Source organism: Novosphingobium sp. THN1 (genome assembly GCF_003454795.1).
Lineage (GTDB): Bacteria > Pseudomonadota > Alphaproteobacteria > Sphingomonadales > Sphingomonadaceae > Novosphingobium.
The window spans coordinates 725,919-748,774 of record NZ_CP028347.1 but is presented as its reverse complement, the minus strand read 5'-3'; the positions used below and the strand labels follow the sequence as shown (position 1 = coordinate 748,774).

At 65.1% G+C, this 22,856-nt stretch carries 19 protein-coding genes and 1 tRNA gene; 7 read left to right on the top strand and 13 right to left on the bottom strand.

Features of this window, described 5'->3' with window-relative positions; genetic code table 11:
- Positions 1–44: 44 nt before the first annotated feature.
- Positions 45–1,145, bottom strand: coding sequence for an LPS export ABC transporter permease LptG (lptG, locus tag C7W88_RS03695; protein WP_118072531.1), 1,101 nt, complete (start codon positions 1,143–1,145; stop codon positions 45–47).
- Positions 1,135–2,376: an LPS export ABC transporter permease LptF gene (gene lptF, locus C7W88_RS03690; protein ID WP_118072530.1), complete on the bottom strand. Its 1,242-nt coding sequence runs from the start codon at positions 2,374–2,376 to the stop codon at positions 1,135–1,137. The genes lptG and lptF overlap by 11 nt, the downstream gene beginning before the upstream one ends.
- 226 nt (positions 2,377–2,602) lie before the next feature.
- On the opposite strand from lptF, the gene C7W88_RS03685 reads away from it, so the two are divergent.
- Positions 2,603–3,046: a hypothetical protein gene (locus C7W88_RS03685; RefSeq protein ID WP_162895884.1), complete on the top strand. Its 444-nt coding sequence runs from the start codon at positions 2,603–2,605 to the stop codon at positions 3,044–3,046.
- 43 nt (positions 3,047–3,089) lie between these two features.
- Here C7W88_RS03685 and clpS read toward each other — a convergent pair whose 3' ends face one another.
- From clpS to C7W88_RS03670, 3 genes are all read right to left on the bottom strand, one after another.
- Positions 3,090–3,470 (bottom strand): ATP-dependent Clp protease adapter ClpS, encoded by a 381-nt coding sequence (clpS, locus tag C7W88_RS03680; RefSeq protein ID WP_370073226.1) that lies wholly within the window; start codon positions 3,468–3,470, stop codon positions 3,090–3,092.
- A 187-nt stretch (positions 3,471–3,657) separates the two neighbouring features.
- Positions 3,658–4,521, bottom strand: coding sequence for a TIGR01841 family phasin (gene phaP, locus C7W88_RS03675; protein WP_118074555.1), 864 nt, complete (start codon positions 4,519–4,521; stop codon positions 3,658–3,660).
- Positions 4,522–4,669: 148 nt separating this feature from the next.
- Positions 4,670–6,550, bottom strand: coding sequence for an alpha/beta hydrolase (locus tag C7W88_RS03670; RefSeq protein ID WP_118072528.1), 1,881 nt, complete (start codon positions 6,548–6,550; stop codon positions 4,670–4,672).
- Positions 6,551–6,745: 195 nt separating this feature from the next.
- Between C7W88_RS03670 and C7W88_RS03665 the strand changes: the two genes are divergently transcribed.
- The 4 genes from C7W88_RS03665 to C7W88_RS03650 all read left to right on the top strand — a co-directional run bounded on the left by C7W88_RS03665 (position 6,746) and on the right by C7W88_RS03650 (position 10,451).
- Positions 6,746–7,945, top strand: coding sequence for an LL-diaminopimelate aminotransferase (locus C7W88_RS03665; protein WP_118072527.1), 1,200 nt, complete (start codon positions 6,746–6,748; stop codon positions 7,943–7,945).
- A 140-nt stretch (positions 7,946–8,085) separates the two neighbouring features.
- Entirely contained in the window at positions 8,086–8,892 is an 807-nt protein-coding gene (locus tag C7W88_RS03660) for a crotonase/enoyl-CoA hydratase family protein (RefSeq protein WP_118072526.1), read from the top strand.
- Positions 8,893–8,913: 21 nt separating this feature from the next.
- Positions 8,914–10,302: an RNB domain-containing ribonuclease gene (locus C7W88_RS03655; protein ID WP_118072525.1), complete on the top strand. Its 1,389-nt coding sequence runs from the start codon at positions 8,914–8,916 to the stop codon at positions 10,300–10,302.
- A gap of 75 nt (positions 10,303–10,377) precedes the next feature.
- Positions 10,378–10,451: transfer RNA gene (locus C7W88_RS03650), tRNA-Cys, on the top strand.
- Between the two features lie 24 nt (positions 10,452–10,475).
- On the opposite strand, the gene C7W88_RS03645 is transcribed toward C7W88_RS03650, so the two are convergent.
- From C7W88_RS03645 to C7W88_RS03620, 8 genes are all read right to left on the bottom strand, one after another.
- Entirely contained in the window at positions 10,476–11,063 is a 588-nt protein-coding gene (locus C7W88_RS03645) for a hypothetical protein (RefSeq protein ID WP_118072524.1), read from the bottom strand.
- Entirely contained in the window at positions 11,060–11,299 is a 240-nt protein-coding gene (locus C7W88_RS22510) for a sensor histidine kinase KdpD (RefSeq protein WP_162895883.1), read from the bottom strand. Before C7W88_RS22510 ends, C7W88_RS03645 begins: the two co-directional genes overlap by 4 nt.
- On the bottom strand, positions 11,290–12,405 hold the full coding sequence (locus C7W88_RS22505; protein ID WP_162895882.1) for a HAMP domain-containing sensor histidine kinase: 1,116 nt from the start codon (positions 12,403–12,405) through the stop codon (positions 11,290–11,292). Before C7W88_RS22505 ends, C7W88_RS22510 begins: the two co-directional genes overlap by 10 nt.
- On the bottom strand, positions 12,402–13,088 hold the full coding sequence (locus tag C7W88_RS03635; RefSeq protein ID WP_118074554.1) for a response regulator transcription factor: 687 nt from the start codon (positions 13,086–13,088) through the stop codon (positions 12,402–12,404). The genes C7W88_RS22505 and C7W88_RS03635 overlap by 4 nt, the downstream gene beginning before the upstream one ends.
- Before the next feature lie 99 nt (positions 13,089–13,187).
- Positions 13,188–14,069: an SH3 domain-containing protein gene (locus C7W88_RS03630; protein WP_118072522.1), complete on the bottom strand. Its 882-nt coding sequence runs from the start codon at positions 14,067–14,069 to the stop codon at positions 13,188–13,190.
- Between the two features lie 2,042 nt (positions 14,070–16,111).
- Positions 16,112–19,045: a hypothetical protein gene (locus C7W88_RS03625; protein WP_118072521.1), complete on the bottom strand. Its 2,934-nt coding sequence runs from the start codon at positions 19,043–19,045 to the stop codon at positions 16,112–16,114.
- Positions 19,046–19,062: 17 nt separating this feature from the next.
- Positions 19,063–19,461: a DUF2860 domain-containing protein gene (locus tag C7W88_RS23430; protein WP_240344802.1), complete on the bottom strand. Its 399-nt coding sequence runs from the start codon at positions 19,459–19,461 to the stop codon at positions 19,063–19,065.
- Entirely contained in the window at positions 19,395–20,354 is a 960-nt protein-coding gene (locus C7W88_RS03620) for a tetratricopeptide repeat protein (RefSeq protein ID WP_240344801.1), read from the bottom strand. The genes C7W88_RS23430 and C7W88_RS03620 overlap by 67 nt, the downstream gene beginning before the upstream one ends.
- Before the next feature lie 156 nt (positions 20,355–20,510).
- Between C7W88_RS03620 and C7W88_RS03615 the strand changes: the two genes are divergently transcribed.
- Together C7W88_RS03615 and C7W88_RS03610 are read left to right on the top strand one after the other, a co-directional pair.
- The gene (locus C7W88_RS03615; protein WP_118072520.1) at positions 20,511–21,422 is read left to right on the top strand and encodes a LysR family transcriptional regulator; all 912 of its coding nucleotides are present in this window, start codon (positions 20,511–20,513) and stop codon (positions 21,420–21,422) included.
- Between the two features lie 86 nt (positions 21,423–21,508).
- Positions 21,509–22,834: a family 1 glycosylhydrolase gene (locus C7W88_RS03610; protein ID WP_118072519.1), complete on the top strand. Its 1,326-nt coding sequence runs from the start codon at positions 21,509–21,511 to the stop codon at positions 22,832–22,834.
- Positions 22,835–22,856: the final 22 nt, after the last annotated feature.

The following is a 22,856-nucleotide window of genomic DNA, read 5'->3' as shown; positions in this document are numbered from 1 at the left end:
ATATATTAGATATGACGAAAATTAGCAATATCTAATTTTAAGATCTATTCCTCGGTGCGGATCAGCACCGTCTCGCCGATGAGGAAGAACAGGACGAAGGGCGCCCACGCGGCCAGCAGCGGCGGGTAAGCGCCGAAATTGCCCATGGCCAAGGCCGCGTTATCGAACACGAAGTAGGCAAAGCCCAGCGCCATGCCGATCACCGCGCGCACGAAGAGGTGCCCCGATCGGGCCAGGCCGAATGCAGCCACGGCACCGAGCAAAGGCATGAGCAGCGCCGAAAGCGGCCCCGAAAGCTTGTGCCACCACTTGCCGTCAAGCTCGGTGGTGCGGAAGCCTGCCTCGCGGATCGCGGCGAGCGAACCCGATAGCTGTGTCAGCGATTCCGCATCGGCGTCGACCCGGCTGATCGTGACCTGGACCGGCTCCACCGTTTTGGCGAAAACCTCGTCGCGGCCGATCGGCGTCTTGCGGGCACTCTGCACATCGAACACCACGGGATCGCGGAACTTCCAGCCGGGATTGGCATAGGCTGCCGAGGGCGAAGTGACGATTTCGGTCACCATGCCGGTGGGATCGCGGCGATACCAGCTGACCCCATCCATCCGCATCGCCTTGCCTTCGCCGGCAACCGAGCGGGCGAACAGGATGTTCGGGCCGTCCTGCAGCCAGACATTCGCCTTGATCGCCGATTCCTGCGGAATGGGCCCGTATTCCACGTTCTGCCAGGCTTTGAGCGTAGCAGTGGACCGCGTGACAATGCGTTCGTTGAAACCGAAGGTTACCGCTGAGGTGACCGCCGCAACGAGAAACAGGGGTGCCAGAACCTGATGCGCGGACAGCCCCGCCGCCTTCATCGCAATGACCTCGCTGTTCTGGTTCAGCGTCATCAGCGTGATGATCGTGGCCAGCAGCACGGAATAGGGCAGAAACCGGCTGATCAGCTGCGGCATGCGCAACGAAACATATGTCAGCAGCTCGCCCTGCCCATTGCCCGGAGCGGCCAGCACCTTGCCGCTTTCGCTAAGCAGGTCCAGCATCTGCAGCACCAGCACCAGCATCAGCAGCACGGCAACGATCCGCACTGCAAACATCTTGGCAATGTAGGTTGCCAGGGTTCGCGAAGGGAAGAATTCAAGCTGCATGGGCTGCGTCTTCCTCGGCAACGGCAGGCTCGTCGCGCAACCGCTTGCGCTCGAACAGCTTGCGGATCGAACGCGAAACCTTGGCAAATCCGGTTTCGAGCGCACCAATCGGCTGGCCGCCGGGAACGTAGGCGATCTTCCAGTACATCCACAGGATCAGCGCCGAAAAGACCACGAACGGCCCCCACAGGGCCAACACGGGGTCGATCCTTCCAAGGCTGGCCACGTCCTGCCCGTACTGGTTGACCTTGTGATAGGCCACGACCAGCACGATCGACAGGAACACGCCCAGCGCCGAGGTCGAGCGCTTGGGTGGCACCGCCAGCGCCACCGCAAGTAGCGGCAGCAGGAACATCATCACCACTTCGACCAGCCGGTAGTTCAAGCTCGCCTTAGACTGGTTGCGGATCTCCTCTGAATAGCGGTCATTCCAGCCGATCTGCAGCAGTTCAGGGAGGAAATACTCGCGGTCGGCGTCACCGCGCTGGCGGAACTGCTCGATCTTCGGGAGGTCGATCGGAAGGTCGTGGCTGGCGAAAGTCAGCACGCGTGGCGAGGTGATGCCGGGGCCGTCCTGCACGATCTGGCCATCGGTCAGGCGCAGGATCACCGTATCCGGGCTTTCCTTGTTGGCAAAGAAGCGCCCCTCCCGCGCCGAAATCACCATGACCTGCCCGTTCGCGGTCTGCAGGCGAGCGAAGATGCCGCGCAAATCGCGGCCCTCGTCCCGGCTCGTATCGACTCGCAGGGCCGTGCGATCCTGCAGCGAATTGAATTCGCCCACCTTGATCGATGCGCCCAGGGCGCCCGAGCGCAATTCGAATTGCAGCTGCTCGTAGTAATAGCGCGAAAGCGGCTGAAGGTAGCTGACGATCAGCAGGTTGAGCGCAGCAAGCCCGATTGCGAACATGTAGGGCACGCGCAGCAGGCGGGTATAGGACAGGCCGACCGCGCGCATCACGTCGAGTTCCGAACTTGTCGCCAGCTTGCGGAATGCGAACAGAATGCCCAGCATCAGGCCGAGCGGAATGGCGAGGCTGGCATATTCCGGCAGCAGGTTCGCCAGCATCTTGAACACAACGCTTACCGGTCCGCCCTCGGTCGCCACGAAGTCGAACAGCTTCAGCATCTTGTCGAGGATCAGCAACGACGCGGCAAGCACGAACACCGACAGCATCGGCACGAAAACGAGCCGGGCAATGTAGCGGTCGGTGGCGGTGAGGAACTTCACGTGGCGGGTGCTGGCGTCTTTTCGTGGATTGATCTTCGGCGGGGCCTTGGCTTTCCCCGGGTGGCTGCCGACAGGTTAACCGGCCATGAGTGTCTGGGAATTAGCGCTTCCCAAGGCTCGGGGAAGGAAAAACCGGACAACTTTCGCTCATGATAACGAAAGTTATAGATGTGAATGGCCTAAAGTCATAGTAATAAACCGGGTGCCAGTGAGAGAGAGGTCGAAGATGTCGCATGAGCAAACCGGTAATGCCTGGTTCGCGGGCTTTTCTGGCGGTCAAACCGATCCGGAAAGGTTGAGCGCGCTGGCACGCTGGTGCGAACAACTCGCACCCACGGAACAGCGCAAGGGTTTCGAGAAGATTCTCGGTGAGATCGCTTCGCCGCAAACCGAAGACGAAGGCGGGCGGCTGAGTGCCGCGTTCGACTGGATCGGGGTACTGGCGGATTCCGGCGCGTTCGAATCTGCAGCCGTGGCGTTGATTCCGCGTGATGCCATCTTCACGGGCGGGCGCCTCAAGGACGGCTCGTTCGTCGCGCAGGTGATTCTCGATGGCGGCATCGGCGCGCACTCGCGTGAGGCGCAAAGTCTGGCCATGGCATGGATTGCGGCGCTTCTACGCGCGTTCGCTCGCCAGGCAGTGGAATCGCGTGCCTTGACGGCGCACTGATGAGAGTTGCGATCTGGCGCCTTGCGTCAGGTCAGCAGCGATTTCACGCCTTTTCCAGCGTGCACTGCAGCGGGTGCTGGTTCTGCCGGGCGAAATCCATCACCTGGTTCACCTTGGTCTCGGCGATTTCGTACGGATAGACGCCGCAGACGCCCACGCCGCGCTGATGGACATGCAGCATGACGCGCGTGGCTTGCTCCAGGTCCATGTGGAAGAAGCGCTTGAGCACCATCACCACGAATTCCATCGGGGTGTAGTCATCGTTAAGCATCAGCACCTTGAACTGGCTGGGCTTCTTCGGCTTGGCGCGGGTCTTGGTGGCGATGCCGACCTGATCATCTCCTCCGGGACCACGTGTGTCGTTGCCCTCTGCACAGCGCAGCGGAACGGACAGGTCCGGTTGGTCGAAAGGTTCGGCTCTCATGATGGCTTGAATATCGCACTCACCGGCCCGCTTCACAAGGGGCACGAAGGGGATGGTGCCAAGAGGATGGCGAATTGTTGCGCCGATACGACAACCCGACAGCATCAGAACGACAAAAGGGCCGGCGGGATACCCGACCGGCCCTTCATGTCTTGGCTGGCAGCGCGGAAGGCGCTGCCGGTCAGGCTCAAGCGGCCTTCTTGATCTTTTCGACCGCCAGGCTGACGCGGGTCGAGATCGGCTGGAAGGCTTCGTTGGCCAGCTTCAGCATGGCTTCGCTGTTCTTCGAGCTGGCGGCAACCGCAGCGTCGAAGTTCTTGCGGAGCAGGGCCGACTGCTTTTCGAAGAATTCGGTGGGCGACTTGACCGTGGTCAGTTCCTTGACGTCGGCAGTCATCGCTTCGAAGACCGACTTGGTCTCGGCGACGTAACCCTTGGTCATTTCCTGCAGGCCAGTGGTCAGGATCTTGGTCGATTCGACCATGGCTTCGACGTTGCCCTTGGCGAACTCGCCGGCATCGCCAAACGCGGCCTTGGCCTTGTCCTGTGCGTCCTTGAACGCAGCGGTCATCTTTTCGGTCATTTCGGTGGGGGTAGCCATTGCGAACAGTTCCTTTCTGGGCGCCGCATTCTTGAGGGCGGCGCTTGTTTTCTTCACGCTTGGAATGGCGGTGAAAGGACGCTTGGCTGCGGGCTTCACCGCGGCCGTCGGAGCGGCCACCACGGGTGGCTTGGCTGGACGGGCCTTGGGGGCAGGCTTGGGAGCCTGACGGACGGGCTTTGCCTTTGCGACCCTGGGCTTGCGCGCCTTGGGTGCAACGGGCTCGGCCACTGCAGGGGCTTCGATCGGAGCGGCAACAGCCTCCGCCACCGGGGCGGCGACGGGCTTGGCCTTGCGCGGCCGCGAAGCCTTGGGCTTTTCGGCTGCAACCGGCTCGACAGCTTCGATCTCGGCAGTTTCGGTCACGGCTTCGGGAGCGTCGGTCAGCGCGACCGGAGCATCCACCACGGGGGCGGAGGTTTCCGGGCTTTCCTTCGTTTCTTCAACCATCTTGGCGACTCCTGCTTTGCGCATGGGCGGTTGGAACCGCCTCTTGCTGCACTGCACAAAATAGGAGTCGACTGGAAAATGTCAAGAAAATTGTGCGCTGCACAAATTCCATATTGGACCAATTGACGACGCCGGGCGTCGTGAAGCGTCAGCGGCTGCGGACGTAGCGTCCCGGCGCATCCTCAATCACGCGATCGCCCTTGCTGCCCGGAATGCGCTTGCCTTTGGCTGCAACCAGGTCGGGCGCCTGTTTTCCAATCCATTCAATCCAGTCCGGCCACCAGCTGCCCTTGGTTTCGGTGGCCCCAGCCACAAACTCCTCCAGACTCACGGCATCATTCGGGTTGAGCCAGTACTGGTACTTGCCCGATTCCGGCGGATTCACCACCCCGGCGATATGCCCTGAACCGGCGAGTACAAACTTCCACTGGCCGGACAGATGCCGCGTCAGTTTCCACACGCTGTTCGGCGGCGCAATATGGTCCTCGCGGCCGGCCTGGATGTAACATGGCGTTGCGATGCGGCGCAGGTCGACCGGCGTATTGTCAACCACCATCGCATCGGGAATGACCAGACGGTTGTCGCGATAGAGATCGCACAGATAGGCCTGGTGCCACCGCGAGGGCAGGTTGGTCGTATCCCCGTTCCAGTGCAGCAGGTCGAACGCCGGATAGTCCTCGCCCAGCAGGTAGTTGTTGACGACGTAGTTCCAGATCAGGTCCGTGCCGCGCAGCGCGTTGAACGTCGCTGCCATGTAGCGCCCATCGAGATAGCCGTCGGTGGAAAGGCTCTGCAGCATCTTCAGCTGCCCGTCGTCGATGAAGTTCTTGAGCTCGCCCGCGTCCTCGAAATCGACCTGCGCGGTGAAGAACGTCGCGCTGGCAACCTTTTCGGCCTCGCCCCGGCGCGCCAGCACGGCCAGCGTCGCCGCCAGCGTGGTGCCGGCCACGCAATAGCCGATGGTGTGGACCGCCGGAACCTTGAGCCGTTCGCGGACATGGTCGATCGCCTCGATCTGGGAGCGCACGTAATCGTCCCACACCACTTCGGCCATGGAGGCATCGGCCGACTTCCACGACACCACGAACACCGTCAGACCCTGCGCCACAGCCCAGCGGATGAAGCTCTTCTGCGGGTTGAGGTCGAGGATGTAGAAGCGGTTGATCCACGGCGGGAAGATCAGCAGCGGCGTCTCGAATACCTCGTCGGTCGTCGGCGTGTACTGGATCAGCTGGAACAGCGGTGTTTCATGCACTACCTTGCCCGGCGTTACCGCGATATTGCGGCCCAGTTCGAACGCATCGGGATCGGTGTGGGTGAGTTGCCCCTTGCGCAAGTCATCGAGCAGATGTTCGACGCCCTTGACCAGGTTCTCGCCCTTGGTCTCCATTGTCCGCTCGATCACTACCGGGTTGGTCAGCGGGAAGTTCGCCGGGGAAAGCGCGTCGGTCACCACCTTGGTGGCAAAACGCAGCTGCTCCTTGCGCTCGGGGCTGAGCCCTTGCGCCTCGTCCGCCATCTGCTGCAGCTTTTCCGAAAGGAACAGGTAGGTCTGGTGGATCAGCGCGAAAGCGGGCTGTTCCTGCCAGCGCTTGTCCTTGAACCGTCGGTCCTGCCGCGGCAGTGCAGGGGGCGCGACGTTGCCGGTTCCGGCCGAGACGAACTGTCCCATGACCGAAGACCACAGCGCCATGCTCTCGTTCCACAGCTTGGCCTGCGTCTCGGCTTGCGCGATCGGCAACTGGCCGGCCATGGCCATGAACGTCTGCGTCCATTTGCCGATGTCGCCAAGGCGCGCCAGCATCGGCTCGACCTGTCCGGCCTGTTCGGCGCTGAAATCGAGCCACATCTTCTGCAGCTTGGCCGCGGACATCGCCCAGTGCTGGAGATCGGCAGGATCGGTGGTGACGGCTTCGGCACCGGGCACCAGCGGCGCGAACATGGCGCGCATGGCTTCGCCCTGCTGGCGGAACAAGTCTTCGAACACGATCGAATCCGCTGGCGAATCACCCACGTTCTTGTTCGTCATCTTCCGTTCCCTGCCGTTACGTCATGGCCTTGTTGCAGCGATCTATACACGCCGTGTGACAGCTTGTTAGCCCGCAGATGCATCCGCCGAACGCGATCATGCATCCATCGAGAGCAAGGTTTCCACAACTGGGCAATTGGCGTAAGGGCTTGCGCTGCGGCGATCCTGCCGCGCCTTTTCGACGAGTATTCAACCGTGGACGAAGAATTCTACCGCATGAAGCGCCTGCCGCCCTACGTCATTGCCGAAGTCAACGGCATGCGGGCCGCCGCGCGCGCCGCCGGTAGGGACATCATCGACCTCGGCATGGGCAACCCCGATCTTCCCCCGCCCGACCATGTGATCGAGAAGCTGTGCGAAGTGGCGCGCAAGCCCGACGCGCATGGCTACTCTGCCTCCTCGGGCATCCCGGGCGTGCGCAAGGCCCAGGCAAACTATTATGGCCGCCGCTTCAACGTCGATCTCGATCCCGAGACCGAAGTGGTGATGACGATGGGCTCCAAGGAAGGCCTTGCCAGCCTGGCCACGGCGATCACCGCGCCCGGTGACGTCGTGCTCGCCCCGAACCCGAGCTATCCGATCCACACTTTCGGCTTCATCATTGCCGGCGCGACCATCCGTTCCGTGCCGACCACGCCGGACGAGCGCTACTGGGATTCGCTCGACCGCGCGATGAAGTACTCGGTGCCGCGCCCCTCGATCCTGATCGTCAACTACCCGTCGAACCCGACGGCGGAAACGGTCGACCTTGCCTTCTACGAACGACTCGTTGCCTGGGCGAAAGAGAACAAGGTCTGGATCCTGTCGGACCTCGCCTATTCCGAGCTCTATTACGACGGCAACCCGACGCGCTCGATCCTCGAGGTGCCGGGCGCGAAGGACGTGGCGGTCGAATTCACCTCTATGTCCAAGACCTTCTCGATGGCCGGCTGGCGCGTCGGCTTTGCCGTGGGCAATGCGCGCCTAATCGCTGCGCTGAAGCGGGTGAAGTCCTACCTTGATTACGGCGCCTTCACGCCGATCCAGGCGGCGACCTGCGCTGCGCTGAACGGCCCGCAGGACATCGTCGTCAAGAATCGCGAGCTTTACCAGAAGCGCCGTGACGTGATGGTCGAAGCCTTCGGCCGCGCCGGCTGGGAAATCCCCAGCCCCAAGGCCTCGATGTTTGCCTGGGCGCCGCTGCCGCCCGCGCTCACGCATCTCGGCAGCCTCGAGTTCTCGAAGCAGCTGCTCACCCACGCCGAAGTCGCTGTCGCCCCGGGCGTCGGCTATGGCGAGGACGGCGAGGGCTTCGTGCGCATCGCCATGGTCGAGAACGAACAGCGCCTCCGCCAGGCCGCGCGCAACATCAAGCGCTACCTGCAGTCGATGGGCGTCAATTCCTCGGCTGCCTGACGCGGCATTGATGACGAATGACGACGGCCCTCTCCGCCCCTGCGGAGGGGGCCGTTGCCGTTTCGCGCGATCCGTCAAATGAGGAAGCTGGACCGGGCGCGAGCGCTCGGGCACCTTGGTCGCAACGAACCAGACAACGGATGCCTGCCATGAACTTCCACGACCGCGTCACCGTCACCATCGAGGATCACGTTGCCCACGTGCTGCTTGATCGCGCCGACAAGATGAACGCGCTCGACGATGCCATGTTCGAAGCGATCGTCACTGCTGGCCATCACCTCCACACCGAACGCGGCGTGCGCGCGGTGGTGCTTTCAGGCGCAGGCCGTTCGTTCTGCGCAGGGCTCGATCTGTCGAGCATGGGAAACACCAGCCGGTGGGAAGGTGACGGGCTCACCGCCCGCACCCACGGCAACGCCAACCGCGCCCAGCAGGCAGCCATGGTCTGGCGCAAGCTGCCGATGCCGGTGGTCGCTGCGGTTCACGGCGTCTGCTTCGGCGGCGGCCTCCAGGTCGCGAGCGGTGCGGACATCCGCTTCATCGCCCCCGATGCGCGGCTGGCGGTGATGGAAGTGAAGTGGGGCCTCGTCCCCGACATGGCTGGCTACGCCCTGTGGCGCGGCAACGTCCGCGACGATGTGCTGCGCGAACTGACCTACACCCACCGCGAATTCAGCGGCGCCGAAGCGGTGCAGTTCGGCTTTGCCACCCACGTCAGCGCCGATCCGCTGGCCGATGCCATGGCGCTCGCCCGCACGATTGCCTCGAAGAGCCCCACTGCCGTGCGCGGAGCCAAGACGCTGTCCAACCGCACGCCCGACATGAGCGTCGACGAAGTGCTCATGGCCGAATCCGTCGCCCAGCATGAACTGATGTATTCGAAAAACCAGATGGAAGCCGTGCGCGCGGGCATGGAAAAGCGCGCCGGAGAATTTGTCGATCCGTAACAGCCTGCTAGTCCTTGTGGGATGAAGGCCATCCACGATCCGTCCGGCGCTCTTGCTTCCGGCCTTGCTGCCATCCGCCAGCAGTTCCAGGTGCCCGAAGGCTTCCCGCCCGAAGTCCTCGCGGCGGCGGAACTGGCAGCGGCAAAAGCACTGGGGCCAGAGCACGAGGATCGCACCGATGAGCCTTTCGTCACGCTCGATCCGGCAACGTCCACCGATCTCGATCAGGCCTTCCATATCGAGGCAGCCGGCAACGACCTGATCCTCCACTACGCCATCGCCGACGTCGCCTGGTTCGTCGATGATGGCGATCCGGTCGACATCGAGGCGTGGAAGCGCGGCGAAACCCAGTATCTCCCCGATGGCAAGGCCGGGCTCTACCCGCCCGCTCTGGCCGAGCGTGCCGCCAGCCTCCTGCCCGATGGCCCGCGCCCGGCCGTCGTGTTCACCGTGCGCCTCGGCGCCAATGGCGAACCGCGGCTCGATGCCGCGCGCCGCGCCGTGATCCGCAGCCGGGCCAAGCTCGCCTACGACAGCGTCCGCCCGGACCAGCTCCCTGCCGACTTTGCCCGCTTTGCCGAGCGCATGAGCGCGGCCGAAGCCGCGCGCGGCGCCGCCCGCGTCGATCCGCCGGGGCAGGAAGTCGAAGCGCTGGGAGATGGGCGCTATGCCCTGTCCTTCCGTCCGCTGCTCGCTTCGGAACGCGCCAACGCCACGCTCTCGCTGGCCGCAAATCTCGCCATCGCCCGCGCATTGCACGAGGCTGGCACCGGCCTCTTCCGCGTCATGGCAGGCCCTACCGCCGCAGCCATGGCTCGCCTGCGCACCACCGCCGCAGGCCTCGGGCTGGACTGGCCCGCGCACACCGATCTCAAGACGCTTGAACGTACGCTGGACCAGCGCAATCCCAACCACGCAGCCTTCATGCTGGCAGTGCGGCGGGCAGGCGGGGGCGCCGGCTACGCCCCATGGATACCCGGCGTCACGCCATGGCACGAAGCGATCGCCGCCACTTACGCTCACGCGACTGCGCCCCTGCGTCGCCTGGCAGACCGCTACGTGATTCGCGCGACGCTCGCTGTCACCAGCGGCACGCCTGTCGAGCCGGAAGTCGAAGCTGCGTTCCAGCGCCTCCCTGCGGTCATGGCCAAGGCTGAAGCGCTCTCTGGCCAGATCGAGCGCGCGGTCATCGATCTTGCCGAAACCGTAATGCTGCAGGGGCGCGAGGGCGAGACCTTCCGCGCCTGCGTGACGGATACGGACGGCGATTCGGCGCGCGTGCAGCTGCTGGACCTGCCCGTCGTCGCCCGCGCCCGCATTGCCGGTGCCGCACCCGGCCAGCGCTTGGACCTGAGCCTCGCCGGCATCGACAGCAAGCAGCGCCGCCTCCAGTTCGCGCCGGTAAGCTGACCATCCCGCAAGAACCGCTTGCGGCAGCGCGATCTTCCGGCTAACCGCGCCGAACCACGCAGCTCCTGCGATCGAGGCCCGATGGCGGAGTGGTTACGCACCGGATTGCAAATCCGTTTACGCCGGTTCGATTCCGGCTCGGGCCTCCACACGTCGCCAGCGCGGCCGCTCGCTTAGTCGATCACCAGATAATAGCCGGCGGCGTTGCTGGATGGATTCATCAGCACGATCTCGAAGCGTCCGCTGAACAGCGGTGTCCACATGCATTCACGGGTCCGCGCCTTGGCGGGTGGGCAGACCGGCTTTGCCTCACCGTCCAGAACCGTGAAATCGAGCGCGGCCTGTCCGGGCGTCGCTACGGCCACGCGGGCGGACCGCCCCCCATCAAACAGTTGCGGCAGGCGCACGGTTGCGCCGGGGTTGATCATGCCTGCCTTGTAGGCCGGCCCCAGCACACGCCCGCGATAAGGCGGCGTATCGGGCATGACGGCCTTTGCGCGCCATTGGGCCACCGGATCCGGTTCCCCGGGCATCGCCCGCGCGCCCAAGCTGTCGAGCGCCGCAAGGATCAACCCCAGTCGTTGTGGATCACCCTGAGCGCTGTCTGCCTCTGCCAGCAGTTTTGCCACGCCCTCTGCCGGATCGGCTGGAATGGCCAGTGCCTCACGCACCGGCGCGGCACGCCCGGAGTGCTGCGCGTTGGTGGCGCAACTGCCGAGCGCGATGGCACCGGCAAGGGTGACGATGGCTAAGGGCTTCATGGTGCAGGCTCCAGGATGAACTGCGCGCCGCGCGGGGCGTCGCCCAGCCTCAGGACAAGGCCGTGGCGTTCGGCAATGGCGCGGGAAAGAGCAAGGCCGAGGCCATGGCCGGGCTTGTCGCCCGGTGCATTGGCGCGGGAAAAGCGTTCGAACACCCGGTCACGCTGGTCGCGCGGGATTCCGGGGCCATCGTCCTCGATGGTCACGTGCGGCCCGGCACGCAGGATCAGGCGCACGCGCCCCCCTCGGGCACATACTTGATCGCATTGTCGAGCAGGTTGGACAGCAGCCGGGTGATCTGCATGCGCTCGCCCAGCATGGTCACGCCCGGCGCGATCGCGGTCTCCAGCGTCAGCCCGGCATCTTCGGCGCTGCCTTCGTAAAGGTCGGCAAGGCTGGTGACGAGCGCAGTCATGTCGATCTCCGCCAGCCCGGCCAGATCGCCGCGGCGGCTTTCGGCCGAGGCGATGTCGAGCAGGGAATCGAGCATCGACAGGATCGCGCGGATATCCTCGCGCGATTGGCCGATCGGGCCGCCGGCGTTCTCCGGACGTGTCTGCATGGCCGCGCCGAGCCGGTTGTCGAGATGCATCAGCGGGGTGCGGACTTCGTGCGCGACGTGTTCAGAAACCTGCTTGTAGGCCTTGAGCAATTGCGCCTGCCGGGCCAGCAGCCGCGCACCGTGGCTGGCCATTTCGTCGATCTCGTCGCCACCACGCTGTCGCGCCGGAAAGCTCGCCGCGCGGCCATCGGCGGCTGCGCCAAGCGCTGCATTCACCGCGTCCATCCTGCGCGCAAGGTGTCGCGCGGTGATCCACGCGACAAAGGCCACGGCGGCAACGATGGCCGCGCCAACGGCAAGGAACGCGCCCGAAAGAACAGCGAGGGCTGTGCGGTCGCGGTCATATTCGCGTGCGACCAGCAACTGCAGGTCAGGCGCAAGCTTCGCGCCCTGGGCGTAGACGTTCGTCCCTCCCGCCAGCGTGACGAATCCTTCTTCCGACCGGGCGGCATTGACCAGCGGCCATTGCCGCACGTCTCCGGCAAGCAGGCGCCCGCCGCCATCGGCGACCATGTAATGCGAGCGGCGTCCCTCGAGGCTGACCACGGCTTGCCGGTCGGCCACGCGGCGCAACAGTTCCTCGCGCCCGGCCGTGGCATAGATGTCGATCAGGCCGGCAAGGTCCGTCGAGACCGTTGCCGAGAGCGAAGCGCGGGTTTGGCGCTGGACGGTGATGGTGGTCACCGCGAACAGCACAGCCACAGCGATCACTGCGATCAGGATCGACGCGGTCGTCAATTGGCCGAAGATCGACCTTCTTCGAACTCGCGCAGGCTTCATTCGCCTCTCGTCAGTCGATAGCCTGCACCCCAGATCGTCTCGAGCGCGGGCGCGGCAAAGCCGTCCTCGAGCTTGCGGCGCATGCGGCCGATATTGACGTCGACGACATTGGTCTGGGGATCGAAGTTCATGTTCCACACGTCGCGCAGCAGCATTTCGCGCGTCACCGTCTCGCCGGCGTTTTCCATGAAATAGCGGAACAGCGCGAATTCGCGCGGAGACAAGGGAATGTGCTTGCCCGAACGGAAGGCGGTGCGGGCCTTCACGTGGCATTCGAACGCGCCGTAGATGATCACCGCGCCGTGAACCGCGCCCGCCGCGCGGCGATGCAGCGCGCGCAGCCGCGCTACCAGCTCCTGCGGCTCGTAAGGTTTGGCAAGATAGTCATCGACGCCAGCCTCGAGCCCTTCAATGCGGTTTTCGCTGCGGCCGAGGGCCGAAAGCATCAGCACTGGCGTGCCGACACCTGCCGAACGCAGGCGCGAGACGATCGTCAGGCCATCGAGATCGGGCAGCATGCGGTCGAGGATGATCACGTCGAAGTCCTCGGCACCGGCGCGCTGCAGGCCCGCCGTTCCGGTCTGCTCCCATGCCATCCGGTCACCGTCGGCCAGCACCAGTTCCTGCACGGCCTGCGCGGCGCGTGGATCGTCCTCGACGTATAGGATGTTGAGATTGCCCATCTTCGCTGCCCCCGATCCGGCATTTGCCGTGGCCGAACCGTCCGGCGCGATCATTTCACGCCGGACGGTGGCCTTGCAACCCTTCGTTTCGCGAGCGTTTCAGCGCATGTCCTCGACCGAGACCCAGCCCTTGGTGCCAAAGCTGTCCTGGACCTCGATGAACAGACCTTGCCGCTGACCGGTGGGTGTGAGAGCGGTACCGGCGCGCACGGTGCGAAGCGTTGCGGACTTGAGATCGGCCGCGGTGAACATCTTGGTGTCGATTGCGGTCGTGGCGTTTGCAGGTGCTGCCGGTGCCGGTGCGGCGGCCGGAGCGAGCGAGGCAAGCGCAGGGCCTTGGCCTGACAAGCCGTTGAAAGCCTTGACGAAAGCCTCGATCAGCATCTGCCCGTCCTTGCTCCCTGCATAGGCCGCGCCGGTCGCTCCGCTGGCCACTGCGCCAAGGGTGCCGCCGCCGTTTCCGAAGGAAATCGTGGTCTTCTTTACCTCGCCCGAGCCCGACGCGACAGTCTGCCCATTGGCCGGGCTGATCAGGCGGATGCCGGCGGCCACCACTTTCTTCTTGCCGCCGAAGCCGCCGAACATGCCGAGCATCGAGCCGGCGCCTGGAATGCTGCGCATCATGCCGCTTGCCGCGCCCGAGCGGACGAGGCCTTCCATTGCAACACCCTTAGCCTTTTCAATGGCTTGGTCGACTTCTTCCTTGTCGCCGGCGATGACGTTCATCAGGAACGTGGCAGGCTTGCCGCTGGCCGGATCGTGCAGCGAAAAGCAGCCGGATTCGCGGGCCATGGCGGCGATCAGCTCGCGCGGGGAGGACAGGCCGTACTTGGTCCAGCCTTGCGTATCGCCATCGACCAGCGCGACCGAGCCATAGCTCTTGTCGCACTTCGTAAGCGTGACGGGCGGCTCCTTGTCGGCAGCCAGGGCAGCAGTCGAAACCATTGAAAGCACGGCGAAAGTCAAGGTCCTGCGAAGCATCGGTCTTCCCCTAGAAGGGGGGCTGCACCCCCGTGCGGCCCCTTTCCAACTCTGGGGTAACTCTGCGGCAACTCCCCCTGACTCCCACACAACTGTCCCGTCACTCTCGTGACAATTGCCGTTAATCTTCGCGGCAATTGCCGTTCAAGGAGCAACCTTGCCGAAGACAAGCACGCCGTTGACGGTGAACGCGCCAGTCGGGGCAAAATCGCTGATCTGATAGCCAAGGCCGACGTGGCTGGCGGCGTTGCCATAGAGCGCGCCCACCACGCTTGCGGTGCAAGAACCGATGCAGCTGTTGGCGTTTGCCGCCGCAATGCCAACCGAGCCCGAACCGAAGCGCATGTCGCCGCCGACAACGAGGCCGCCGTTGCCAGGGTCTGCCGATCCGCCCGGCGTTGCCACCGTCCAACCCCGGTTACCGTTGGCGACGTTGAGGTTGAAGCCGACCTTGGCCTGCGTGCCGAACTGGACGGCGAGCGTGCCCGATGCCGTTCCCGAGTTGCCGTCCGCCCCGTTGAAGTTGGTCGGGGCGGTCGAGCCGACGACGGCGTAGTTTACCGTCCCGCTTACCGGGAGGTTGGCTGCTGCGGTTCCGGTGACGATATGAACCTGGGGATTGGTCGAGGCATTGTTTGCCGTGTCGTCCCACCGCGTCCAGGCAACCGTATCGTCGACGCGGCCATGTTCCTTGAGCACCGAGGAGGTGCCGTAGAGGATGTTGGAGTTTGGCGTCAGCTTGACCCGGCTGATCGTGCCGTCCGGCGAGACCGTGACTTCGGCGGACGAGGACGCGTTAGTGCCACCGTTTTGCAGAACCGCAGTTGGCGCGAAGCTGATCGTGGGCGAGCCGGACGAGGCGACGGTGCCGCTGGCCTTGAAGGCAGCAGAGCCGATGATGTACTTGCTGTCGCCGCCCGGCGTCAGCGCGGCGTAGGTGATTGCCGCCTTGTCTGCCGATCCGGCAAAGCTGCCGTTGACGGCCACGGTGCAGAAATTCGTGCAGCGGCTCGATCCGTCGTCCCCGGGCGCGACGAAGCCGAAGGTCCCGTTGGAATAGAGCTGGAACTGCGTTGTCGACTGCGAGATGTCGGCAAGACCGCCCGTGGTGGCGATGTTATAGACGTAATCGGCACCATTGAGACTGCCGCCGGGCATGACGATACGCGCTTCCATCGCCACTATCGGCAGGGTACGCCCGAAATTGACCTTGAAGCTGCCGGTGAACGTGCCCGGCGCGCTTGATCCGTCGATCCATGTTGGCTTGGTCGCGGCATAGAGAGCATAGCTGACGATGCCCGTCGTCGGCGCCGAGAAGTTTGTCGGCAGGGCCCGCGCGGCGAAGTAATGCAACCCCTGGTTGGCGTTGAGAGTGAAGGGATTTGCTCCGGTATTGGTGCCATTGGACCAGCGCCCGAGCACGATATCAGCATCACCAGCAACATCGCTGACCGTCATCGTGCCGGGCGTGCGCGTGATGTTGGCCGGGCGGGTGTAGCTTTGCAGCCCGCCGTTGGCATCGAGCGTATAGGCTGTGGCACTGAAGCCCAGCTCGCTGCCGGTGATCAGGCGACCATCCGGCAGGCGCAAGGTGGTGATGAAGTTGATGCGCGGCGAGGTGCCGTTGAAGCCGCCGGTGTACCCGGTCAGCACGCCGCCGCCGGTTCCGCCACCGGTAGTCCCGCCCGGAAGCGTGCCGTCCTTGCCGAAGATCACCGCGCCCTGGATGCGGCCCGCGCTGAAACTGCCGCCGTAGGTCTGGTACATCAGGCCGAGCCGGTTGACCTGGTCCTGTCCGGCAAAATCGCCATAGAGGGTGATGTTGCAACCTGTCCCGCCCGAGACGCAGCCCTGACCGTTGCCGGTCATGCTGTTGCCGAAGAAGTAGTTGCCGAGGCTGTCGTAGATCACCTCCTGCATCTGGCCATTGGCATAGTTCGGCGTGCTGAAGGTGTAGGTCACATCGCCGCCGGACTCGGGCATGACGATCGTGCCGAGCGTGCGGTAGGTGAGATTGCGGTTGTTGCTGGAAAAGCCGATGGTCAGCGCAGCATCGAAAGTGCCCGGCGCGGTGCGACCGTCGGAATAGACCGGGCGGGTTGCCGCCAGAACCTTGTAATCGACCGTGCCCGAAACCGGCAGCGTGCCGCCCTTGGGCGCGAGCACGACATAGGGCATGCCGTTGTTGGTGTCGAAGCCGAACTGGCTGTTCTTGAGCCGCGCGTTGCCATCGTAATAGCGCCCGACAATCGCGCTGGCATCGCCCGCGACATCGGTGACCTTGGCCCGAGCGTGGCGATGTCACCCGCCGTTTCCAGCTCCCCGGCAGCGTTGACCGTGGGCGTGGAGTTGGCGGGCTGGATATTGCCGTTGTGCCCGGCAAGCGCCTTCGAACCCGCCGCGTTCGACGGAAAGCCGCCGGTGTAGGTGGTGAGGCGCGTGCCGCCGGTTCCGCCCCCGGTGCCGCCGCCCGAACCGGGAAGCCCCGAGAACAGGTCCGGATTTCCACCGCCTGCGAGATAGACGTAGTAGCTTTCGACGAAGGCCAGCGTCGCGCCATCGAACAGCGCGGCGAGCACGCCGGCATCGGTCAGCGCCTTGAGGTAGGCGAGGATCTGCGCCTGCGTGAGCAGGGTATATTCCGATGGCTTCCCGCCGTTTGCGAGGAAGGCGTAGTAGGCTTCGAGCGCGGTGACGTAGGTCGCGTAGACCGGCAGCGCGGTGTAGCCATCGGGCGTGCCGCCGCCGGTGAGGAAAGCATAATAGGCGGTGAGGAATTCGGCCTGCGCGCCGAGCAGCGTCGCAAGCTTGCCGCTGTCGATCAGCGCCTTGATGTACTGCTGCAGCAGGGCAAGGTCGGCCCCGGTATAGGCGCTCGGCACGCCGCCTGCCTGCAGGTAGGCGACATAGGCCGCGAGCGCATCGGCGAAGGCTTCGTAGTTCGGCGGGGTCGGCAGGCCGGTGTAGAGGTCCGGGTTTCCACCATTGGCAAGATAGGTGAAGAAGGCCGAGTAGAAGCTGGCGAGCTGGCCGAGGAACGCCTCGTTCGCGCCGACGGCGGAAAGCGCGGCGAGATACTGGCGGATCTCGTCCTGCGTCAGTGCGGTGTAGGCAGAGGGCAACCCGCCGTTCTGGAGAAATTCGTAATAGGCCTGCAGCGCCGTGGCGTAGCCGGTGAAGACGTTGAACGGCAGACCCTGCCAGCCGTCGATGGACCCGCCACTGGTGAGGTAGGCGAGGTACTGCGCATAGAACGTGGCCTGTGCGCCGAGGAAACGGTCCAGCGCGCCTGCTGCGGCGAGGGCATCGAGGTACTGGCGCAGCACGGCGGGATCGAGCGCGGTGTAGGCCGACGGCACGCCGCCTGCGGCAAGGTAGGCCTGATAGCTGGCGAGCGCGGTTGCATAGCCGGCAAAGACATTGGCGGGCAGGCCCTGCCAGCCGTCGATGGTGCCACCATCCTTCAGGTAGGCGAGATACTGCGCGTAAAACGTCGCCTGCGCGCCCAGGACCTGTTCGAACAGGCCGGTCGCCTGCAGGGTTTCGAGGTACTGGCGCAGCGCGGCAGGATCGGTGCCTTCGTAGGCGCTCGGCAGCTGGCCGCTCTGGAGGTAGGCGAAATAGGTGGTCAGCGCGGTGCGGTACTGCGCGATGAACGTGGTGCCGCCATTGGCGAGATAGGCCTGAAGCAGCGCGCGGTCGCTTTCGGCAAGGCGGACGAGCAGGCCGGAATCGTTGAGGAAGCTGATATAGGCGTTGATCGTCGCCTGGGTCGCGCCGGCAAACGCCAGCGGATCGCCGCCTGTGCGGATATAGGCGAAGTAGGCGCTGGTCAGCGAGGTGTAACGCGACACGAACTGGTCGGCATTGCCACCACCCAGCACGAAGGCGAGATAGGCATCGACCAGCACGCGGTTCTGGCTCGACAGCGCGGCAAAGCCATCGGTGCGCGAGCGGTAGGAGATGAAGGCGTTGATGTCCGCCAGCGAAGTGCCGCTGAACGAGGACGGCGCCGCGCCCGAACGGACGAGATCGAGGAACTGCACCATCAGCCCGGCATATACGGTGAGGAACTGCGCCTGGGTCTGGCCGCTGGCGAGGTAGTTCAGGTAGGCGCGGATCACGTCGGCCTGGGCCTGATTGAACGGCTGGCCACCGTAGAGGCTCTCGAGCCGGGCGGCATAGGCGACGAGGGCGGCAAGATCGCTGGACGGGAAGGTTTCGAGGCTGGGATTGGCCACAGCCGCTTCGATGCGCTGGCCTGAAGAGACGATATCGCCCGAGGCGCCAGCGGCTGCGAGCGCTTCGCCGAGGATCACGGGCACGCCGTTTTCGGCAGCGGCAACCGGGCCGCCTTCGCTGATCGCGGCGACTTGCGGTTCGGTAGCTGGTGTGGGCGCCGGTGCCGGAGCTGGCGTTTGGGCCGCAAGCTGCGCCTGCCGCTGCGGGGTCATGCGCGGGGCGGGCGCGACGGGGGCCGAAGTGGCAAGGCGGGGGTGGCCGTTGGCAACTTCCCATGCCTGCCCGGCGTTGAAGCGCCGTTCCTCGCGCCCGTTGGCAATGCTGGCAAGGCCGGTCAGGACGCGACCCGTGACCATGGTCTTGCCGCTGGCGTCAGTGGCAACCGAGAAGCTGCCGGACGAGCCTGCGCCCGCGATCTTGCCCGTCCCCTGACCGCCGAGGCGGACGAGCGTTTCGCTCATCCCTGCACCGGTGACGGTGACGTTGCCCTTGAACAGATCGACCGAGCCATCGGGGCGCAGCTGGAACTCCGCGCCTTCGACGAATGAAAGCATCGCGCCGCTGGACAGGCGGATCTGGGTGACGCCTGACCCTTGCGTGACGCGCTCGCCGCGCAGGGCGGCGGCGGCAAGATCGGCATTGTCGGCAAAGACCACTTCCTGCGCCTGGGCACGGGTGGCGAGAGCGAGAGTGGAGGCTCCGATCAGGAGGGCGGTGAGGGCTGAGGCTTTCATGGGGCTGGTCTCCCGGATCAGAATTCGAAGCGCGCGCCGGCCTGCACGGTCCAGCGTTCGTGATCGTAGAGGGCGATGTTCGACCAGTTGCGCGACCAGGTGGCCTTGGGCTGGAGGAACAGGCGCGGCAGGATGGCGAACTTGACCGCGGCGGTCACATCGACGCGCTCGTCATGGCGCTTGCGCATGAACAGCAGGTCGGCGCGGTCATAGCGGCGCAAGTCGAACGCCACGCCGCCGACTACCGCGACTTTGGGCGCAATCTGGATTTCGGCACCGGCGCTCGCTCCGGCGAAGGTGTTGGATTCGGCATCGCCTGCTTGGCTGCGCGTTTCCTCGTGCCCGCCGATCAGGTTGACCGAGAACTGGCGCGCGGCAAGGCCGAGGCCCACGGCAAAGCGGTCTGCATCGCGCAACGGATCCCGGTCATAATCGAAGCGGGTGTACTGGACGGAGGCGGAGAGGGCTTTGCCCCGGCCAGCATGTGGGTGTACTGCCCGATCGCGCCATAGGCTGTGCGGAAGCCCTTGTGGCCGAGCCAGTACTTCTGCACCTGCGCCGAAAGCGAGGCGACATCGCGGTTGGCGAAGGTGTGGGCAAAACCTGCGGTGCCGGTGAGGCTGGCTTGATCGAAGGCGGCGGAATCCAGGTTGTCGCGGAAGTTGCCGAGGAGCGAGCCGAACACGCGGTTGGTCCGGCTGATCGCGCTGACAGCGGAGACGCCGCCGGACAGGTCGTAGAACTCGTCCTTCTGGGCGCGGGCGTTGTTGCCCAGCGTTCCGGGGCCGAGCGCGGCGAAGAGCGGGATGGTGATCGAGGTCAGCTGGGTGGCGGAGTTGATGTTGCTGTCGTGCCCGAACGCGCTTTCCGCAAAGCCGGAAAGGTCGGAGCCGCCGCCCTTGATCTGCTTGTCAAACTGGCGGACGAAGCCGGTGAAGCGCTGGCGGACCGGGTCGGGAATGGTCGGATCGTCGACCACAGTGGCGAACTGGGCGCGGGCGGTGTCGATGTCACCGGCCAGGGCATAGGCGCGGGCGAGTTCGGCGCGGGCGGGGGCATTGTCGGGCTGGCGGGCCAGCACGCGCTGCAGGGCGACGATGGCTTCGCCGTAGTGCCCGGCATCCGACGCGGCGAGGCCGAGGGCGTAGTCGAACGCGGGGTCGCCGGCCTTCTGGCGCTCCTGCGCGGCAAGCGCGGTATAGCGGGCTTCGGCTTCATTGGCCTGCTGGCCGAACGCGGGCGTGGGCAGCGCGGCGGCCACGGCCAGGGCGCAGGCACTGGCCTGCAGGAAAAGGTGCTTGGTCGCCATCGTACCCCTCGCGACTGGATGATGGCGTTTCAGCTATCGCGGGGCCTGGGCGATGTCCGATGACAATGATTGTCACCGGGGTGACAAGGTCAGTAGGGCAGATCCCTGAGGCTTATCACATAGACACAGGCTATGCTTGCGGGCTAAGCCAGAGTCATGAGCAAGCCCCCATCGCGCCTCCGCCTCGATCCCCGTGCCGTCGCCACGTTCTGGCGGGTGTGCGAGACCGGATCGATCAGCGGCGCGGCGCGGGTGCTGAACATCTCGCAACCTTCGGTTTCGAACACGATCTCGCTGCTGGAGCAGCGGCTGGGAGTGACGCTGTTCGCCCGCTCGCGCAGCGGCATCGTGTTGACGCGCGAGGGTGAGGCCTTGCGGGAACGTGCGCAGGCGATGGTGCGGCTGCTGGAGACGGCAGCGGTCGAGGTGGACCATGCCGCGCGCAACGTGGCGGGCCCCTTGCGGATCGGCGGGACGCCGGGCGCGCTGGTCAGCCTGCTGCCGCAAGCGGTGGCGCGGCTGGAGGAGCGCGTCGGGCCATTTGCGTTGAGCGTGGTCGAGCGGCCGGACCCGCAACTGGCCGACCTTTTGCGAAATGGCGCGATCGACCTCGCCTTTGTGACGACCGAGATCGAGGCCTGTCCGCCCGACCTGGTGGAAGTGACGGCAGCGCGCGATTCCTTTGCCCTGATCGTCGGGCGGCGGCACGATGCGCTGGGAGACCGGATTTCGCTGCGCGAAGTGGCTGAACTGCCGTGGGTGCTGCCCGAGGCGCAAGGGGCGTTCCGGCGCCAGGTCGACGCGCTGTTCCTCGCGGCCGGGGTGGCCGTGCCGCAGAACGTGATCCGCTGCGATTCGCTGCTGACGACCAAGGCCATCGTCCGCCACAGCGACCGCGTCACTATCCTGCCGCGCACCGTGGCCGCAGCGGAATTGTCCATCGGCGTGTTGCGCGCGATCGGGATCGGCGAGGCGACCTTCGAGCGCAGCGTGGGCGTGCGCTATCTGGCCGAACGCGGACTGCCACCACTGGGGCGGGCAATGCTCGACGTCCTCGCCGAGGCATAGGCTGAGCCGATGGCGGGGCGATAATCGGTTATTTTACCTGATGGCTGGCGCGGCGTAGGTCCGGCGGCAAAGCCTTGGGAGAGACCATGTTTGATCGCCGTGCCGTTCTCGCCGGGGGCGTTGCCGCCCTTGCCGCAAGTGGTGCCTCGCTGTCGGCGAAGACGACGCTGAAGGCGGCACCCAGCCCACGCTTTCCCGAGGGCTTCCTGTGGGGCGCATCGACCGCGCCGCACCAGATCGAGGGCAACAACACCACGTCGGACCTGTGGTATCTCGAACACCAGCAGCCCACCGTCTTTGCCGAGCCATCGGGCGATGCGGCGAACAGTTTCCTGTTGTGGGAGCGTGACCTCGATCTGGCCAAGTCGATCGGGCTCAACACCTATCGCTTCGGCGTGGAATGGGCGCGGATCGAGCCGGCCAAGGGCCGGTTCAGCATGGGCATGCTGGGGCATTACCGACGGATCATCGAAGGCTGCCGCGCGCGCGGCCTTGCGCCGATCGTCACCTACAGCCACTTCAGCGCGCCCTTGTGGTTCAGCGCGCAGGGCGGCTGGACCAATCCCGAGAGCACCGAGCTGTTCGCCCGCTACTGCACAAGGGTGACGCAGGCGATGGGCGCCGGGATGCACAGCGCGATCACGCTCAACGAACCCAACATCCTGCTGCTGCTCAAGGCGATGCTGCCAAAGCCGGTGTGGGACATCCAGAAGCTGACGCTGGACACGGCGGCCAAGCGGCTTGGCGTGGAGAAGATGGTCTGCGGCAACGTGGCGGCGTACGATGACCTGCCGGCGCTGCAGGTGGGACTACTGGCCGCCCACAAGGCCGGCCGCGCGGCAATCAAGGCAGTGCGTCCCGACCTTCCCGTCGGCGTGTCGCTGGCGATGCTGGACGATCAGGCGGTGGGCAAGAACTCGATCCGCGACCGCATGCGCGGTGAGCTTTACGGGGCATGGCTTGAAGTGGCCAAGACCGATGACTTCATCGGTGTGCAGAACTACGAACGCGCCTTGTGGGGCGACAAGGGCAGGCTGCCTGCGCCTGAAGACAGCGTGCGCAACTGGTCGGGTACGGAAGTATGGCCCCTCTCGCTGGCTGGCGCGGTGCGGTATGCCCATGCGGTAACGGGCGTGCCGGTGCTGGTTTCGGAGCATGGCGTCGGCACAGATGACGACGCGGTGCGCGCCGCGTTCATTCCGCCTTCGCTCGCGGGTCTCAAGCAGGCGATGGATGATGGCGTGCCGGTGATCGGCTATTGCCACTGGTCGCTGGTCGACAACTTCGAATGGATCTTCGGCTTCCGGCCCAGATTCGGCCTTGCCAGCTATGATCCGGTCACCTTCGAGCGCAAGGCCAAGCCGAGTGCCGGCGTTCTGGGGGCGATTGCCAGGGCCAACGCGCTCGCGTGAAAAAAAGAGCGGGCGGCAGTCT

What these genes read in the sequence shown, in the direction of transcription:
- lptG (WP_118072531.1), bottom strand. Translation starts at nt 1,145, where the DNA reads ATGCAGCTTGAATTCTTCCCTTCGCGAACCCTGGCAACCTACATTGCC.
- C7W88_RS03685 (WP_162895884.1), top strand. Translation starts at nt 2,603, where the DNA reads ATGTCGCATGAGCAAACCGGTAATGCCTGGTTCGCGGGCTTTTCTGGC.
- clpS (WP_370073226.1), bottom strand. Translation starts at nt 3,470, where the DNA reads ATGAGAGCCGAACCTTTCGACCAACCGGACCTGTCCGTTCCGCTGCGC.
- phaP (WP_118074555.1), bottom strand. Translation starts at nt 4,521, where the DNA reads ATGGTTGAAGAAACGAAGGAAAGCCCGGAAACCTCCGCCCCCGTGGTG.
- C7W88_RS03670 (WP_118072528.1), bottom strand. Translation starts at nt 6,550, where the DNA reads ATGACGAACAAGAACGTGGGTGATTCGCCAGCGGATTCGATCGTGTTC.
- C7W88_RS03660 (WP_118072526.1), top strand. Translation starts at nt 8,086, where the DNA reads ATGCCTGCCATGAACTTCCACGACCGCGTCACCGTCACCATCGAGGAT.
- C7W88_RS03655 (WP_118072525.1), top strand. Translation starts at nt 8,914, where the DNA reads ATGAAGGCCATCCACGATCCGTCCGGCGCTCTTGCTTCCGGCCTTGCT.
- C7W88_RS03645 (WP_118072524.1), bottom strand. Translation starts at nt 11,063, where the DNA reads ATGAAGCCCTTAGCCATCGTCACCCTTGCCGGTGCCATCGCGCTCGGC.
- C7W88_RS22505 (WP_162895882.1), bottom strand. Translation starts at nt 12,405, where the DNA reads ATGAAGCCTGCGCGAGTTCGAAGAAGGTCGATCTTCGGCCAATTGACG.
- C7W88_RS03635 (WP_118074554.1), bottom strand. Translation starts at nt 13,088, where the DNA reads ATGGGCAATCTCAACATCCTATACGTCGAGGACGATCCACGCGCCGCG.
- C7W88_RS03630 (WP_118072522.1), bottom strand. Translation starts at nt 14,069, where the DNA reads ATGCTTCGCAGGACCTTGACTTTCGCCGTGCTTTCAATGGTTTCGACT.
- C7W88_RS03625 (WP_118072521.1), bottom strand. Translation starts at nt 19,045, where the DNA reads ATGAAAGCCTCAGCCCTCACCGCCCTCCTGATCGGAGCCTCCACTCTC.
- C7W88_RS03620 (WP_240344801.1), bottom strand. Translation starts at nt 20,354, where the DNA reads ATGGCGACCAAGCACCTTTTCCTGCAGGCCAGTGCCTGCGCCCTGGCC.
- C7W88_RS03615 (WP_118072520.1), top strand. Translation starts at nt 20,511, where the DNA reads ATGAGCAAGCCCCCATCGCGCCTCCGCCTCGATCCCCGTGCCGTCGCC.
- C7W88_RS03610 (WP_118072519.1), top strand. Translation starts at nt 21,509, where the DNA reads ATGTTTGATCGCCGTGCCGTTCTCGCCGGGGGCGTTGCCGCCCTTGCC.